General features: G+C 68.4%; 11 protein-coding genes and 1 other annotated feature (1 of these 12 running past the window's edge). Of the genes, 4 read left to right on the forward strand and 7 right to left on the reverse strand.

Annotated elements, in window-relative coordinates:
• Nucleotides 1-37 precede the first annotated feature (37 nt).
• Nucleotides 38-5,932, forward strand: a complete 5,895-nt coding sequence (locus C1A13_RS05495) for a type II secretion system protein (protein WP_101549890.1) — start codon at nucleotides 38-40, stop codon at nucleotides 5,930-5,932.
• Nucleotides 5,933-5,997: 65 nt separating this feature from the next.
• Here the strand turns inward: C1A13_RS05495 and C1A13_RS05500 are convergent, their stop codons facing one another.
• From C1A13_RS05500 to C1A13_RS05510, 3 genes are read right to left on the reverse strand one after another with little or no spacing between them, the layout of a single operon-like run.
• Nucleotides 5,998-6,486, reverse strand: coding sequence for a PulJ/GspJ family protein (locus C1A13_RS05500; RefSeq protein ID WP_101549893.1), 489 nt, complete (start codon nucleotides 6,484-6,486; stop codon nucleotides 5,998-6,000).
• On the reverse strand, nucleotides 6,483-6,845 hold the full coding sequence (locus tag C1A13_RS05505; RefSeq protein WP_101549895.1) for a type IV pilus modification PilV family protein: 363 nt from the start codon (nucleotides 6,843-6,845) through the stop codon (nucleotides 6,483-6,485). The genes C1A13_RS05500 and C1A13_RS05505 overlap by 4 nt, the downstream gene beginning before the upstream one ends.
• Before the next feature lie 3 nt (nucleotides 6,846-6,848).
• Nucleotides 6,849-7,439: a hypothetical protein gene (locus C1A13_RS05510; RefSeq protein ID WP_101549897.1), complete on the reverse strand. Its 591-nt coding sequence runs from the start codon at nucleotides 7,437-7,439 to the stop codon at nucleotides 6,849-6,851.
• Between the two features lie 189 nt (nucleotides 7,440-7,628).
• On the opposite strand from C1A13_RS05510, the gene C1A13_RS05515 reads away from it, so the two are divergent.
• Together C1A13_RS05515 and C1A13_RS05520 are read left to right on the forward strand one after the other, a co-directional pair.
• Nucleotides 7,629-7,769, forward strand: coding sequence for a hypothetical protein (locus C1A13_RS05515; RefSeq protein ID WP_207654180.1), 141 nt, complete (start codon nucleotides 7,629-7,631; stop codon nucleotides 7,767-7,769).
• Nucleotides 7,769-8,338, forward strand: coding sequence for a dipicolinate synthase subunit B (locus C1A13_RS05520; RefSeq protein ID WP_101549899.1), 570 nt, complete (start codon nucleotides 7,769-7,771; stop codon nucleotides 8,336-8,338). The genes C1A13_RS05515 and C1A13_RS05520 overlap by 1 nt, the downstream gene beginning before the upstream one ends.
• Before the next feature lie 54 nt (nucleotides 8,339-8,392).
• Here C1A13_RS05520 and C1A13_RS05525 read toward each other — a convergent pair whose 3' ends face one another.
• On the reverse strand, nucleotides 8,393-9,772 hold the full coding sequence (locus C1A13_RS05525; RefSeq protein ID WP_101549901.1) for a hypothetical protein: 1,380 nt from the start codon (nucleotides 9,770-9,772) through the stop codon (nucleotides 8,393-8,395).
• 565 nt (nucleotides 9,773-10,337) lie between these two features.
• Between C1A13_RS05525 and C1A13_RS05530 the strand changes: the two genes are divergently transcribed.
• Nucleotides 10,338-10,982, forward strand: coding sequence for a bactofilin family protein (locus C1A13_RS05530; protein WP_158595696.1), 645 nt, complete (start codon nucleotides 10,338-10,340; stop codon nucleotides 10,980-10,982).
• Nucleotides 10,983-11,038: 56 nt separating this feature from the next.
• Here C1A13_RS05530 and gatB read toward each other — a convergent pair whose 3' ends face one another.
• Genes gatB through aspS form a run of 3 tightly spaced genes read right to left on the reverse strand, consistent with a single transcriptional unit; the run spans nucleotide 11,039 to nucleotide 16,017 of the window.
• On the reverse strand, nucleotides 11,039-12,466 hold the full coding sequence (gene gatB / locus C1A13_RS05535) for an Asp-tRNA(Asn)/Glu-tRNA(Gln) amidotransferase subunit GatB (RefSeq protein ID WP_101549905.1): 1,428 nt from the start codon (nucleotides 12,464-12,466) through the stop codon (nucleotides 11,039-11,041).
• Nucleotides 12,463-13,920, reverse strand: a complete 1,458-nt coding sequence (gatA, locus tag C1A13_RS05540; RefSeq protein ID WP_101549907.1) for an Asp-tRNA(Asn)/Glu-tRNA(Gln) amidotransferase subunit GatA — start codon at nucleotides 13,918-13,920, stop codon at nucleotides 12,463-12,465. The genes gatB and gatA overlap by 4 nt, the downstream gene beginning before the upstream one ends.
• 12 nt (nucleotides 13,921-13,932) lie before the next feature.
• Nucleotides 13,933-16,017 (reverse strand): aspartate--tRNA ligase, encoded by a 2,085-nt coding sequence (aspS, locus tag C1A13_RS05545; protein ID WP_101549909.1) that lies wholly within the window; start codon nucleotides 16,015-16,017, stop codon nucleotides 13,933-13,935.
• Nucleotides 16,018-16,066: 49 nt separating this feature from the next.
• Nucleotides 16,067-16,186: a binding site (T-box leader), on the reverse strand (it continues 119 nt past the right edge of the window).

The following is a 16,186-nucleotide window of genomic DNA, read 5'->3' on the forward strand; positions in this document are numbered from 1 at the left end:
GCGCACTGTCTGGGAGTTTGCAGGGGGGGATGAACCGATGCGCGGAAAACAAAATTACAGGCGCGGGTTCACCCTCGTGGAGATGGTCGTGGTCATTGCCGTGATCGGCGTCCTGCTGGCCGTTGTGACGCCTTCCTTTCTGGCGTGGTACCGCAGCGCCGAGTCGGTGCGGCTCAACCAGAGCGCGCGGACGATTTTTCTGTCCGCGCAGGAGGCGTTTACCAACGCGCGCGGCACCAGCCTCTTTGACGAGCTGAACGCCGAGGGCCGGGAGGTGGACCTCGACGCGGACGTGAAGCCTACTCCGGGCGCGGAGGAGCTCGAGAAGAACCGGAACAACATCCGCGCGCTGCGCATCAGCAGGGCGGGCGGCGGAGACCCCGTTCTCGACAAGGTGCTGCGCCCCTATCTGGCGGACGCCGGGGTGCTCGAGAATTCCATCCTGATCGAATACAACCGGACCACCGGCGTCGTCCGGGCGGTCTTTTACAGCGAGCAGGCGGGGGCGCTCGGCTACGAGGGCGCGGAGACCGACGGGGCGAACGTCGTCAGCCGCAGCCGCGACGACCTGAAGCGCAAGCGGCAGGGCTACTACGGCGTGGACTACACCGGCGAGCTGGGCGGCGCGATGACGCTCGAGGCGCCGACCGTGCGGATCGAAAACGGGGAACGCCTCACCGTCGAATGGAACGACGTGACCCCCGTGCCCTACGACGAGTCGGTCACCTACGACCTGCGCGTCTACCAGGACGGCGCGCAGGTGCTGGAGCTCCCCGGCCTGCCCAACCTCTTCAAGCTCCAGGTCGCGGACGTATCCGTGGCGGAGGACACCCCCACCAACGGCAGCATCCTCTATAAGGACCCGCTGAGCGGCAGGCTGATCCTGGTGCTCGACTGCCTGCACCACAGCGTGAGCCGGTATCCGGGCATCCGTCCGGGACTGATCACCGCGGAGGTGGTCGCCAAAGCCCCGGGCGCGGAGGACGCGGCCGGGCGGTCCAACGAGGAACACTCCCATTTCGCGGGGGAGAGCGCGCCGGGCGGCATGACGCTCTACGAGATCAAAAACGCCCGGCATCTCAACAACATGCGCTACGCGCCGAGCGGGAGCGACTTTTTGCAGACCTCGGCGGTCATCGACTGGCAGGCCGCGGAAAACGACTACCGCTCGCCGAACGATTTAAACTTCGTCCCCACGCGCTTCCCCGACGGGGAGGCGTTCACGGGGGCTTATAAGACCGCGCCCCCGGACGGGGGGACTCACGGCGTGATCACCGGCCTGACGATCGATCCCGCGTGGGAGGACGCGGGCAAAAAGAACCCGGCGCAGAGTCCCTGGACGAGTTTCGTGGGGCTGTTTGCCGAGCTTTCGGGCGCGGACCTGGAGCGCCTCATCCTGGAGGATGCGCGCGTCGCGGGCGCGGACCATGTGGGCGCGTTCGCGGGCCGGGCGACCGACGCGCGGATGGAGGACTGCCACCTGCGCAGCCGCGGAGAGCCGATTTACGATGCGGGCGGTTCGGGAGGCTCGGGCGGCGGGGACACCCCGTCCGACCGCCCCACGCCGGGCGACCGCTGGGAAAACGGATTTGCCTATCTGGCGGGGGATATCGTCAAGCATGGAAATACCTACTACCGCTGCATAAAGGACCTGCCCGAGGAGCTGCGCGGAGTCCCGCCCCAGAACAAAAAGGCGGAGGGCTACTGGGAGGAAATCCCCGACTGGCAGCCCCGGCGGGCTGGCGGCGTAAGCTTTTCCAATGCGGAGGAGTGGCAGGCGGGCAAGATCTACCGCCTCGGCGCGGTGGTGACCGATCAGGGGCGCTGGTATATCTGCGCCGACGATCAGATTCCCGCGGGCGTGGTTCCGGGTACGCCGGAGACGCCGTGGTTCCCGATGCCCGCGCCCGACCCGGACGGGGAGTGGCCCGACTGGGAGGAGAGACGGTATGCGTCCGGAGAACAGGTGATCTACCAGGGGCATTACTGGATCTGTGTGGCGATGAGCGGCAGCAACTACCACCCTGAGTGGGCCGCCCGGCCGCCCCAGTGGGCGGATTTGGGCGAGGTGGGCCAGAAGCCGCCCGACCCGGTGGAGCCCACCGAGATCCCGCCCGCCAAACCGGATATCTCGGGCGGGAGCGCGGATTTCTCCGTGCTTTCGCGGGTGACCGGGACGGGGAGCTATGTCGGCGGCCTCGTCGGGGAGAGCATCGGCGGCAGCTACCGGACGGTGTCCGCGGGCGCCGTGGTCTACGCCGGGACGGGGCTCACCGCGGAGGTGAATCCCCATTTCGGCGGCGCGGCGGCCGGCCGCCTGGTCCTCGACTACACCCTCACGGGCGGCGGCAGCTATGCCGGCGGCCTGTTCGGCGCGATGCGGGGCGGCGCGCTCCAGACGGCGGTCAGCCGCACGCTGGCCGCCGGCGGAAGCTACGCGGGCGGCGTCGCCGGGTACGCGGAGGGGCTCGCCCTCTCGGGGACGGTGCGCAGCGTCGGCGATGTTTCGGGCGGCGCGGACGTGGGCGGCCTCTTCGGCGGCTGCGACTTTGCGCCCGGCGGCCTTGTGAACGAGGCGAACGTCCTGGGCGGACAGCGGGTCGGCGGTCTCGTGGGGAGCAACCGGCTCACGATTACCGGCAGCGAGAACAAGGGGCTCGTGCGGGGGTATCCCGTCTCGGGCGGCGCAGCGATCGGGCAGATCGGCGGCATCGCTGGGCTGAACGCCGCGGGAGGCCGCATCGAGGAGAGCAAAAACAGCGCCGCGTTCTATAACGGCGCGGGCGTCTCCGAGGCCCCCGGCAGGTGGGAGGCCCTGCCTGCGAACGCCCTCTACGGGCAGGCCGTGGGCGGCATCGCCGGAGAGAACGCCGGGGAGATCTCCGGCTGCACCCTCGCGGGCAGCGTCTTTGGCGAAAAACAGGTCGGCGGCATCGCGGGCAAAAACACCGGCACGGTTTCCGACTGCGATTTCGCGGAATTTTCCGCAGCGAACGGCATCGTGCAGGGCGTGGAGAACGTGGGCGGCGTCGTGGGCTGGAACACCGGTTCCGGCCTGATTTCCGGCACCCGGAACGGCCCGGACAGACGCGCGGCCAACCTGCTGGCGCCGGGCGAATCGGTGGACGTGTCCGGGCTGCTCAAGGTGCTCGCGTCGGGCAAAAACGCGGGCGGCTATGTTGGGCTGGAGGGAAGCCAGGCCCATACCGGGCTGGAAAACGCGGCGTTTGTCAGCGGCGCGGGCAATGTCGGCGGCGTCGTCGGCTACACCCACGCCGGCCTGACCGAGTGCGTCAACCGGGGGCTCGTGCAGGCGGACGGCGAGGCGGCGGGCGGCGTCGCGGGGCGTTCGGACCAGTCGCTCGAGGGCTGCCGCAACGAGGGCAGGGTCTCCGGCCTCGGCGGGAACTATTTCGGCGGCGTGGCCGGCGTCATGGAGAGCGGCGCCTACGCCGGGAACGGCGTCAACGCGGGGCTCGTCGAGAACCCGGGGAAGGGCGCGGGCGCGAACTATCTGGGCGGCGTCGCGGGCTATGTGCGCGCGGGCACGCTGTCGGACTGCTCCAACGAGGGCACGGTCGGCAGCGAATATACCGGCGGCTCCTATGTGGGCGGCGTCGTGGGCCGCATGGACGGCGGCAGGATTGAAAACTGCTTCAACGGCTTTGAGAACCTCGACCCGGACGACGGGGGCCAGCCCCGCCTCTGGAACGCCGGGAGCGGCCTCGGCGGCGTGGCGGGCTACTCCTCGCCCGGAGGAAGCACGGCGGTCACCGTGACCGAATGCTACAACTATGCCGACCTCACCGACACCGGGGACCCCGACAAGACGGGCGGCATCCTCGGCGGCGCGCGCGGGGACGTCACGGTGGAGAACTGCGCCAACTACGGCGATATCGAGAGCAAGGGGAAATATGTTGGCGGCATCGCGGGCCAGACGGAGAACACGGCGGTGCGGATCGGGGACTGCCGGAATGAAGGGGATATCTTCGGCGGGGACGCGACGGGCGGCATCGTCGGGAAAAACCAGGCGACGATCGAGGGCTGCACGAACGCGGGCAAGTCGGTCGAGGGCGGCTCCTACGTGGGCGGCATCGCCGGCAGCCACGACAGCCGCAAGGAGATCACCAACTGCGAGAGCGGCGCGGACGTGACCGCCTCCGCCAGCGCGGCGGGCGGGATCGCCGGGTCGAGCCGCGGGACGGTCAGCTTCTGCACCATGCGCGGCGGCTATGTCTCGGCGGGGAAGGCCTCGAACGGGACCTCCAACGCGGGCGGGCTGGTCGGCAGCAGCGGAAGCTCTGTCGATACCGACGGCGCGGTGGAATCCTGCGTGCTCGACCCGCCCGAGGGCGGCCTCACGGTCAAGGGGGAGGGCAACTATGTCGGCGGTCTGGTCGGCACCAACAACGGCTCCCTCAAGGACAACGCCGTCCCCGCCGTCCAGCCGGTCAGGGTGAGCGGCGGCAGCTCGGTTGGCGGGCTGGTCGGCTACCTGCAGACGGGGAGCCTCCGCCAGTACGAAAACGGCGAAAACTTCACAGTCAACGGCACCGGCATCCGGGTCGGCGGGATCGCCGGGGAGGCGCGCGTCGGCATTTCGGGCGAGCCGGACCGCCCGGTGGTCAACACCGCGACGGTGCACAGCGAGAGCTATAACGTCGGCGGCATCGTCGGCGAAAATAAGGAAAACGCCATCGTCATCCAATACTGCGAGAACCGCGGGAAGGTCTCAAGCGCCGAACGCAACGCGGGCGGCGTCTCGAAGATGGAGATCGTCCGCTGCATCAACGAGGGGGAGGTCCGCCACAGCGGCAATACCGCCGGGAACGGAAACACGGGCGGCATCGTGGGCGGCGCGGGCGCCACCCGGATCGAGGAGTGCGACAACCGCGGGGCGGTCACCGCCGTCCCGCTGGGCCTGGGCGGCATCGCCGGGCAGGCGACGGACGGAAGCGTGCTCGTCAACTGCCGCAACTCCGCGCCCGTGGGCGCGGCGGGAGGCCCCGGAACCGCGGGCGGCATCGCCGGCGCGGCGGTGGGCAGCACGATCGAAACCTGCGAAAACAGCGGGGAGGTCCGCGCGGACGGCGGGACCGTCGGCGGGATCGTGGGGAGCCTGCGGGCCGGCTCCCGCCTCGAGGACAGCAGGAATACCGCGCCCGTTGCGGGCGGCGCCAATACCGGCGGGCTCGCCGGCAAGGTGGATAACAGCGCCCTTTGGCAGAGCGTCAACACCGGCGCGGTGGTGGGCGGCAGCCAGACGGGCGGGCTCGCGGGCTCGGCCGACGGTAAATCCACCCTGGAAAGCAGTGACAATACGGCGGCGGTGCGGGGTGATACGAATACCGGCGGCCTCGTCGGGAGCCTCGAAGGGGCGCTGGACGACTGCCTCAACCTCGGCGCGGTGGAAGGCAGGGCCTCCTCGCGCGGCGGTCTTGCCGGGAAGCGGACGGACGACGCGGTTATCACCGACAGCTTCTACTATGCCGATCCGTCGGACGGCATCCGCTCGGTGGGCGCGGGGACCGTCTACACCCCGGCCGACAGCCCCGCGGAGAACGAACCGCCCGCCGACCGGCGGCTGACGGCGGTCCTCTTTGAGGAAAACGGCGTCCCGGCGCCCGACTTCACCGACCGCGCGGCGGTGCGGGCGGCGCTGGAAAGCCTGCCGTGGCCGCTCGCGGTCATGGAGGAGGAAGAGGTCCCGCCGGACGATCCGCTCCCGCCCGAGGCTTCCACCCCGGAGGGGGAGGACGCGGCGCCTCCGGCGGATGATCCGTCCGGAGGCCCGTCCGAGGACGGTCCCTCCGGGTCCTCCTCCGAGGAAGCGGCCCCGGTGGAGCCTCCACCCGAGGAGGCGTCCTCATCCCCGGAGCCGTCCTCCGTCCCGGACGATCCCGCGGAGGGCGGGGAACCGCCCGCCTCATAGAATGCGCGAAGCGCCCCCGGGTCCCACATGGTGGGAACCCGGGGGCGCTTTTTTGCATGTCCGGATCACGGCTCGGAGGCGGCGGGCTGGACCCCGTGCAGCCGGATGGGCCTGTCGGCGCTGTAGAGGCTGCCGCCCGTGCGGTCGCGCACGGCGATCGAGACGGTGCAGACCTCCCCGTCGAGGGAAAAGCGGAGGGTGACCTGCTGGCCCATGTAGTAGCCGGGGTCGTAGGCGAGCCCTTCGACAACCGGCGGGTCGGCGTTCCCGTCGACCGTCTTTTCCCCGTGACGGCCGGTGTAGGTGAGGACCGCGCCGTCCGCCGAGACGGAGACGCGGGAAGCGAAGGAGAGCTCGTTGCCAAGCGCCTCCTCGATGCTGTTGGAGATCTTTTTCGCGTAGGAGAGGTCGATGCTGTGCGCGTGGATTTTCACAAAGCTCGGCAGCAGCGCGGCGATCCCCGCCATCAGCAGGGCGGAGACGGTCATCGCCACGATCATCTCGATGAGGGTGAAGCCCCTTTTTTTCCGCAGCAGGGCGCGCAGGCGGCTCATGGCGTTCCCCCCGTTTCCGCGGGCGCGTAGACGAATTTGCTCAGGCGCACCGTCCCGTCGCCGTTTGATACCTCGTAGGTCACAAGCCGTAGCTCCTCGTTCACCGTTCCGCCGCTGACGAGGGAGAAATCCCGCGTCTCGTAGGGCGCGGAAAGGTCCGCGCCCGCCTCCTCCGAGAGGGCGATGACCTGGTTGACCGCGTTTTCCGACTGCTGGGTACGGATCGTGATGCGCGACGCGGTGACGAAGAGGGCCGCGACGACCGTCATCACGAGCGCGAAGAGCAGCACGCCGAGCACCGATTCGATCAGCGTAAAGCCCCGTTTATCCCGGAGCGGCTTCCCAATTTTCCGGCGCATGGCTCAGTCCCCCTTTACAAACTGGCGCAGCTTCCACTTCCCGGCGTCCGCCGCCGCGTCGAAGGTGCTGTGGAACCGGATGACCACCTCCCGGCCGTCGAGCTGGCAGGTGACGGCCAGATCGGCCTCGAGCGTTCCGGAGGCGGTATATTTGCTGCGGTTGTCCGGGTCGGCGGGGTCCCGGCGGACGGTGACGTCCGAAAGGCAGAAGGAGGCGTCCATACGGACCGTCCGGCCGTCCGCGCCGGGGTCGGCCGGGTCCGCGACGGCGATCTTCTCCGATTCCAGGGCGTTCGCCGCGCCTCTCCCCGGCAAAAAGACCGAATCCCGGCCGTCGGGGATGCTGGCGGAAGCCGCGGCGGCCTGTTTCCACCCCGATACGAGCGGCTCGAACCGCCCCGCCTCCACCATGTCGTTGACCGATTCGGCCAGCGAGACGGCGTAGGCGTCGGTCTGCGCGCTGGCGAGCTTGCGCTCTGCGCTCTGCATGTTCGCGAGCGCCGCCGTCAGGAGGGTGAAGCCGAGCGCCGACAGAAAGGCGAAGACGCAGACGACCGTCAGCAGGACATATCCCTTTTTGTTTCCGGTGCGCATGGCCCCGCCTCCCCGTATGTTTCAGTTGCCCTGTTCCTACCTGTCATCATACCAGAAACAGCGCCTTTTTTCAACCGCGCATCCCTTCCAGAATCAGGGCCCGGACTTGCGTGACCGCACAGAAAATGGTAGTGCAAACGTCCGCTCCACCCCGACTCCCCGCCCTATCCAAATGTGCGCTCTACCGGGGTGGATCTTGAAGCCGCCGGCGACCTCGGCATCAAAACGATCTGGGCGCTTTCGCTGCCCGGAAAAACCGCGCCGATCACCGCCGGAGAGATCATCCTCGACACGATCGGCAACTGCCTGTCTGAACAGGAGGTGCTGTGATGGACAAATTAAAACTGGGCTTTGCCATGACCGGTTCCTTCTGTACCTGGGCGAAGGTGCTGCCGGTGATGGAGGAGCTTGCGGGGACCTACGACGTGTTCCCGATCCTCTCCCCGATTTCCTACGTCTCCGACAACCGCTTCGGCAAGGCCGCCGACTGGATCGATCGGATCGAGCGGGCGTGCGGCCGCAAGGTGTGGCACACGATCGAGGAGGTCGAGCCGATCGGCCCGAAAAACCTGCTCGACGCGATGGTGATCGTCCCCTGCACGGGCAACACCCTCGGCAAGCTCGCCAACGGTGTGAACGACACCCCCGTGACGATGGCCGCGAAATCGAATCTGCGCAACGGGAACCCGCTTTTGCTGGCGGTGTCGACCAACGACGCGCTCTCCGGTTCGGCGCGCAACATCGGCGTGCTGATGAACGCCAAGAACGTCTATTTCGTCCCGATGTCGCAGGACGACCCGGTCAAAAAGCCGACCTCGGTGGTGGCGCACTTCGACAAGGTGGGCGCGGCGCTCGAGGCCGCGCTCGCGGGAAAGCAGCTCCAGCCGGTCTATGCGTGACCCGATGAAACGATGAAGCCCCCGTCCGCGCAGGCGGACGGGGGCTTTTTGGCGTCACCGTTCCGGCAGGAGCCGGATGGTCCGTGCGATGCCGTCAAGCTGTTCGCCGGTGACGAGCCCCTCCTCGAAGGAGAACGCCACGTAGACGAGCAGCTTTTCATCGTAGGAGAGGATGGCCGGGCTGTAGCGTTCGGGCCTGTCCGCCATGCTGACTGCCTCCCATTCGGGGCCGTCCGCCTTGCACATCACCCGGCAGGTTGCGGTGCAGGTCGTCTCGGTCATCGTGACGGGGGTGTAGTCGTTGTCCCAGTTGACGACCGAACCGAGCATCAGCGGGCCGTAGATCATGCGGTGGAAGTTTTCCCCGGTCGTCGGCCCGGCGAAGGTGAAGGTCCCGTAGCCGACGCTGCCGACGCGGGTCTCCCCGTCATAGAGGTCCATCGGGGTGAAGAGGTCCGCGGCCGCCTCCGCCCGCGCGGGCCTGCGGACCGTCCAGCCCTCGGGCAGCGCCATGCGCAGCCGGAAGGGAGAATGCTCATAGATTTCGGCGTTGTAGTCGGTTTTCCCCTCCTGATAGGCGGGAAAGAGCACCTCTGCCTGCCGGAAGCCCGCCGGGGTCTCGATGGAGGGGACGGGCAGCGGCGGGCCGAAGGGACGCTCGCCCGCCGACAGCCTGATGCTGTCGGCAATTACGCGGAGCTGTTCGTCGGTGAGGGCGCTGTCGAGCAGTTCGATGCCGGTGAAGTAGAGCAGGTCGAGGTCGCAGCAGAGTACGCCTTTGTTATAGTAGTCCGCGCCGTCCCCGAAAAGCCGCGCGGGGTAGCGGACCCGGCAGGTCGCGGAGACGGCCCGTCCCGTCTGCGCGACAAGGGTGTAGCTGTCGTCCCAGGTGCGAACGCCGGTCATCAGCCAGCGGTAGTAGCCCTGGTAATCGGCCGGGGGCGCGTCGAAGCCGTAGTCCTCCCACGCCTCGATCGGTTCGTCGTCAAAGCGGTCGTACCCCACGGTGCCGACGCACTGCCCGCCGCGATAGAGGTTGACCGGCCCGCGGAGCATCTCCGCATAGGTGCCCTCCCCTTCAGTGGGGAGCCGCGCGGTCCACCCCTCGGGGAGCAGCAGGTCGAGGGTGACGAGCTCCTCCGCGCGGTAATCCACCGCGCCGCTCCGGGCGGGCGGGAGCAGGTCGCCGTTTTCGTCCACGCGCAGGTCCTCGCCCGTCCCGACGCTCTCGCGGTTGTCCGGAAAGGCGATATGCACCTCGCAATAGCCCTCTGGTGCGGCGGAAACAGCCGCCGCTTCTTCCTCCGTCCCGGGCGCCTCCGCCGCGGACGCCGCCGGCGCCTCCTGCGGCGCGGGCTGGGCCGGCGCGCACCCGCCCAGCGAAAGCAGGAGGGCCGCGCACAGTCCCGCCGTGCGGGCAACGCTCTTTTTCATTCCGGTTCCCCCAATCCAATCCGATTTGAATTCAGTATACCTCCCGCCGGCGGGGGACGCAAGATGGAAAAAGGACCCGGAGGTCACGGCGGAGCGTTTTGCCGGGCGGAAGGAGGCTTTTCCGTGCCGCCGCGTCCGCGCCGGTTTTGGCGGCCGGGCGGAGGGCGGCGGCCTGCGGGACGGTCCTCAAAAGGGCGGACGGGGCGTCTTTTGGGGCCGGAAGGCTCAAAAACTTCCCTTTTTCAGTCACAAAACTAAAAAAACGCCGATCGACTCGATCAAAAATAATTCCGCGAAATATCTAAAATGTTCGGTTAAATCGATCTTTCCGGAAGACAGACTTCACAATTTAAGGCTGGTAACAGAAAAAGTTGCATGAATATAGGTAAAAATTTCTAAACATCTTGCAACAATTTGGAAAGTATTCTATAATGAAGTTACATTTGATCAAGGTGCGCCGGGCTCGCGGTAGCGGCCCGCGGCTGGCGCGCGTGGGCGTTTTCCACCGGCCGGAGGTGGTCTTGTCCGGCATGGGTTTGAGAATGGAAACGAGAGGATGGTAAACATGAGTGTAAAACGGATGCTGGCGACCCTGAAAAGCCTGTTTGGCATCGGCCTGATCGCCCCGGTGGCCCTGTCGGCCTTCGGCGGGTTCAGCATGCTGGCGGTGAACGAGGGCGGCAAAAAGGACCGCCGCCAGGCCCCGGCCGTGGAGGAGCCCGCGGCGGAGGAACCCGCGGCGAGCCCGGCGCCCGCCGCCAAGGGGATGCAAAAGACGACCGTTTCGGCGGGTACGTCGATCACCGGCACGATCTCGTCGGACGGGCATGTCGAAATGCTCGGCGAGATGAAGGGGGATATCGACGCGAAGGGCAACGTCCGCATCTGCGGGCAGGTGACCGGGAACGTCCAGGGCAACAACATCGAGATGGTGGCCTGCCGGGTGCAGGGCAACGTCACGGCCTCCGCCATCCTGACGATGGACGGGGAGTCGGTGCTGGTCGGGGATATCGGCGCGGCGCGCGCCACGATCAACGGCCGCGTCAAGGGCAACGTCACGACGCGGGAGGCGGCGGTCTTCAACCAGAACGCCATGCTGCTGGGCGACGTCACCTCCGAGCTGGTCACCATCGATCAGGGCGCGGTCATCCACGGCGCCCTCAAGGTGCTCCGCGACAAGGAGATCGAAAAGGCGTTTGAAAACCTCTGAGCAAAATATCCGCGGGGCCCGTTCCGGATGCGGAACGGGCCCCGTTTTTTTGCCATTCAGCCGAGCAGGGAGCGGAAGATCTCCTGGAGCAGGGCGGGGTTGCCGCGCCCCGCCGTCTTCCGCATCACCCGTCCGACGAGGGACTGGAGCGCGGCGGTCCTGCCGTTCCGATAGTCGCCGGCAGCGCGGGGAAGTTCGACGAGCGCCTCGCGCGCCAGCACGGTGAGCGCCTCCCGGTCGCTGAGCTGTCCGAGCCCCTCCGCGCGCACCGTTTCGAGTGGGTCGCGGCCGGTGTCCCACAGCTCACGGACGAGGCGGCGGGCGGTGCCGCTGTTGATCCCGCCCTCCCCGAGCAGGTCGGCGATTTGGGCCATGTGCGCGGGAGGCAGGGGGATGCTTCCGCCGTCTGGCCCGAGCAGGGGGACCGCGGCGCTCTGGATGAGGTTCGCCGCGAGCGCGGGAAAGCGGGTGAGCGCGGCGGTTTCCTCGAAGTAGTCGGCCGCCTCCCTGCGGAGGGTGAGCAGCTCGGCGGCAAAGGGGGTGAGCCCCCAGCGCCCGACGTACCCGCGCTTGCGTTCGTCGGGCAGCGCCGGGATCTCCCCGCGCAGCGCGTCGAGCTCCTCCCGGGAGACGGCGATGGGCGGCAGGTCGGGGTCGGGAAAGTAGCGGTAGTCGTCGGCGTCCTCCTTGCGGCGCATCGGAAGGGTCCTGCCGGACGCCTGGTCGAACCGGCGGGTCTCCTGCACGACCGGTTCCCCGGCCTCGAGCGCGTCCGCCTGCCGTGCGAATTCAAATGCGATCGCCCTGGAGATGAACTGGAAGCTGTTGAGGTTCTTCATCTCGGTGCGGGTGCCGAGGGTTTCCTCCCCCCTCCTGCGCACCGAGAGGTTGACGTCGCAGCGCATCGAGCCCTCGTTCATCCGGCAGTCGGAGACGCCGGTGTAGAGCAGGACGGCGCGCAGCTTGCGCAGATAGGCCTTGGCCTCCTCCGCCGAGCGCAGGTCAGGCTCCGAGACAATCTCGATGAGCGGTACCCCGCAGCGGTTGCAGTCGACGAGGGTGCCCTGCCCCTCGATGTGCACAAGCTTGCCCGCGTCCTCCTCGATGTGGATGCGGGTGATGCCAATCCGCTTGGAGCCGGCCTCCGTCTCAATCTCAAGAAAGCCGTTTTCACAGAGGGGCTGGTCGAACTGGGAGATCTGGTAGCCCTTGGGCAGGTCGGGATAGAAGTAGTTCTTGCGGTCCTGCCGGGAGTGGGAAGCGATGCGGCAGTTTGTGGCGAGCCCCGCCTTGACGGCGTATGCGACCGCCTGCCGGTTGAGCACGGGCAGCGCGCCCGGCATACCGGTGCAGACGGGGCAACACTGGGTGTTCGGCTCCGCGCCGAAGGCGGTGGGGCAGGAGCAGAAGATCTTGGACGCGGTTTTGAGCTCGCAGTGGACCTCGAGCCCGATGACCATCTCATATCGATCGCGCGCGCTCATGGCTGTTTCCCTCCCTCGCTCTGTTCATAGGCGTAGGCGGCGCGGTAGAGGAGCTGTTCGGAAAACGGCCTTCCGATCAGCTGCATCCCGATGGGAAGCCCCCGCGCGCCGGTCCCGCAGGGCATCGACAGCGCGGGCAGACCGGCGATGTTGACCGGCACCGTGCACACGTCGCCCATGTACATCTCAAGCGGGCTGTTCCGCTTTTCCCCGAGCCGGCAGGCCGTGGTGGGCGCGACGGGGGCCAGCAGGAAGTCGAACCGCTCGAAGACGCGCGCGAAATCCCGCTGGACGAGGGTGCGCACCTCGAGCGCCTTCTTATAGTAGGCGTCGTAATACCCCGCGCTCAGCACAAAGCTGCCGAGCAGGATGCGCCGTTTGACTTCCGCGCCGAATCCCTGACTGCGGCTCTCCCGGTAGAGCTCGCCGATGTCGCGGCAGCCCTCGGCGCGAAAGCCGCAGCGCACCCCGTCGAACCGGGCAAGGTTGGAGGACGCCTCGGCGGAGGAGAGCACATAGTAGGCGGACAGGGCGTGGCGCAGGGTGGGCAGCGAGACCTCCTCCACCCGCACGCCGAGACGCTCATACCGCGCGGCGGCGGCCTTGACGGTGTCGGAGACCTCGGGGGCGATCCCCTCGCCAAAGAATTCCGCGGGGAGCGCGGCGTGCAGACCCCCGGCCTCCCGGCCGAGTTGGGAGCCGAAGCTCCCCCACTCCCGCGCAAGGCTGGTCGCGTCGCGCGGGTCGTGCCCGGCGATCACGTCGAGCAGCAGCGCGGAGTCCCGCACCGTCCGGGTGAGCGGCCCGATCTGGTCGAGGGAGGAGGCGAAGGCGACGAGCCCATAGCGGGAGACGGCGCCGTAGGTCGGCTTCATGCCGACCACGCCGCAGAAGGCGGCGGGCTGGCGGATGGAGCCGCCCGTGTCCGAGCCGAGCGCGCAGGGGGCCTCACAGGCGGCGACCGCCGCCGCCGAGCCGCCCGAGCTGCCGCCCGGCACGCGGGAGGGGTCCGCGGGGTTGCGGGTGATCTGGAAGAAGGAGCTCTCGGTGGTCGAGCCCATCGCGAATTCATCCATGTTGCACTTGCCGAGCGGTACCATCCGTCCGGCCTCCAGCCGTTCGACGACGTGCGCGTCGTAGGGCGGGGTGAAGCCCTCGAGCATCCGGGAGGCGCAGGTGGTGGGAGCGAAGCGGGTGCAGATGTTGTCCTTGAGCGCCACCGGAACGCCCGCCAGCGGCGGGAGCTCCTCACCCCGCAGGCGCGCCGCGTCCACCGCAGCGGCGCGGGCGCGCGCCGTGTCCGCCGTCACGGCCAGGTAGGCCCCGATCTCCGGGTCGCGGGATTCGATCTCGGAGAGGTAGGCCTCCGCCGCCTCGACGGCGGAGAGCTCCCGCCTCCGGAGCAGCGCGGAAAGCTTTGCGGCGCTCAGCCGCGTGATCTGCCGGTCTTTCATTTCATTCCCTCCTCATTCCACGACCTGCGGGACGAAGAAGCATCCGTCCCAGGTCTCGGGCGCGCCCGCGAGCAGGTCCGCGCGCGGCAGGGGCGTTCCGGCCCTGTCCGGCCGGAAGACGTTTTCCAGCGGCACCACATGGCCGGCGGGCGGGACCCCCTCGGTGTCCGCCTCCGCGAGCTGGCCGGCAAAGGCGACGAGCTCGGCCATCTGCCGTTCGAGCGCCTCCCGCTCCTCTGGCGCGACCCGCAGGCGGGCGAGGTTTGCCGCCGCGTCCACGTCGACGCGGGCCTGGCTGCGCCGCGCCTTGGCGGGGACGCCCACGCCCTCCCGGAGGAGCCCGGCCAGCCCGAGCGCATCGAGTTGCGCGGGGTCGACGGGGCCCGGCGCGCCGGTGAGTGGGCAGCGGGCATCCTTCGTCTTGGGGAAGGCGATCACGTCGCGCAGGGAGGGGGCCCCGAGCATCTGCATGACCAGCCGGTCGAGCCCGAACGCGAAGCCGCCGTGAGGCGGGGTGCCGTACTGGAAGGCGTTGACCAGAAAGCCGAACCGTTCCCCGATCTGCCCGTCGGAGAAGCCGAGCGCCTCAAACATCCGTTTCTGAACGTCGCGGCTGTGGATGCGGATGCTGCCGCTTCCGAGCTCGACGCCGTTGAGCACCACATCGTAGGCCTGCGCGCGTACCCGGGCGGGGTCGGTGAGCAGGTAGGGGAGGTCCTCGGGATAGGGCATCGTAAAGGGGTGGTGGGTCGCGACGTAGCGGCCCTCCTCCTCGGAATACTCGAACTGGGGGAAGTCGGTGACGAAGCAGAATTTGTAATCCCCGGGGTTCCTGCGCAGGCCGAGCAGGTCAGCGAGATCGAGCCGCAGGCCGCCGAGGGTGCGGCAGACGGTGGAGAAGCGGTCGGCGCAGAAGAGGATGAAGTCGCCCGGCCTGCCGTCCACCGCGTCGAGCAGCGCGGCAAAGTCCGCCTTGGAGAAGTATTTTGTCAGGACGGAGTAGGGCTCTCCGTCCTCCCGGAGGGCGATCCACGCCATCCCCCCGGCGCCGTAGGCGAGGGCCTTTTTGGTGAGCTCTTCAATCGTGCCGCGGGAAAAATCGCAGCGTCCCTTGACGTTGAGGGCGCGCACCACGCCGCCCGCCTCCACGGCCTTGCGGAAGACCGAAAAGCCGCAGCCGCGCGCAAGCTCGGTCACGTCGGCGATCGGCAGCCCGAAGCGCAGATCGGGCTTGTCGGAGCCGTAGCGGTCCATCGCCTCCCGCCAGGTGAGGCGGGGGAAGGGGGCGGGGAGCTCAATCCCCAGCGCCTCCCGGAAGAGGTGCCGGAACATTCGCTCGAGGTGCCGCAGGATATCCTCCTGGTCGACGAAGGAGAGCTCCATATCCACCTGCGTGAACTCGGGCTGGCGGTCGGCGCGCAGGTCCTCGTCGCGGAAGCACCGCGCGATCTGATAGTATCTGTCGACGCCGGCGACCATCAGGAGCTGCTTGAAGATCTGCGGCGACTGGGGCAGCGCGTAGAATTCCCCCTGGTGCACCCGGCTGGGCACGAGGTAGTCGCGCGCCCCCTCGGGTGTGGATTTGGTGAGCATCGGCGTCTCCACCGCTAGGAACCCCTCGCTTTCGAGGTAGTTGCTCACGAGGCGCGCGACCCGTGCGCGAAAGCGCAGGTTTTCGAGCAGCCCCGGGCGGCGCAGGTCGAGGAAGCGGTAGCGCAGCCGCACCTCCTCCCGCACGTCCGCCGCGTCCTCGAGCGGGAAGGGCAGGGGCCGCGCCTCGGAAAGCACCTCCATCCCGCGCGCGCAGAGCTCGAAGGCGCCGGTGGCGAGCCGGGGGTTGCGGGTCTCCTCGCTGCGCGGACGCAGCTCCCCCCGCACCGCGACCACCGATTCGACCCGCAGGCCCTCCGCCGCGGCAAAGTCCTCCCGCGAAAGGTTCTGCGCGTCGAACACCACCTGGAGCGTTCCCTCGCGATCCCGCAGGTCGATGAAGATGACGCCGCCCATGTCGCGCTTGTTCTGCGCCCAGCCCATGACGACGGCGGCGCGGCCCACGTCGGCTTCCCGCAGCGCGCCGCAGTAATCGGTTCGTTTCATAGCGATCCCTCCAAAGATCGGACGAAAAAGGAGCGCCCTTCGTCCCTCATTTTGGGACGAAAGGCGCTCCTTCCGCGGTACCACCCAAATAGGGCGCCGGGGGCGCCCCACTCTTTCACCTATGGTTTGCGGCTGTAACGCGCCGCCCGGCGTCCGAGCCTACCGGCAA

Source organism: Anaerotruncus massiliensis (ex Togo et al. 2026) (assembly GCF_900199635.1).
GTDB classification, from domain to species: domain Bacteria; phylum Bacillota; class Clostridia; order Oscillospirales; family Ruminococcaceae; genus Anaerotruncus; species Anaerotruncus massiliensis.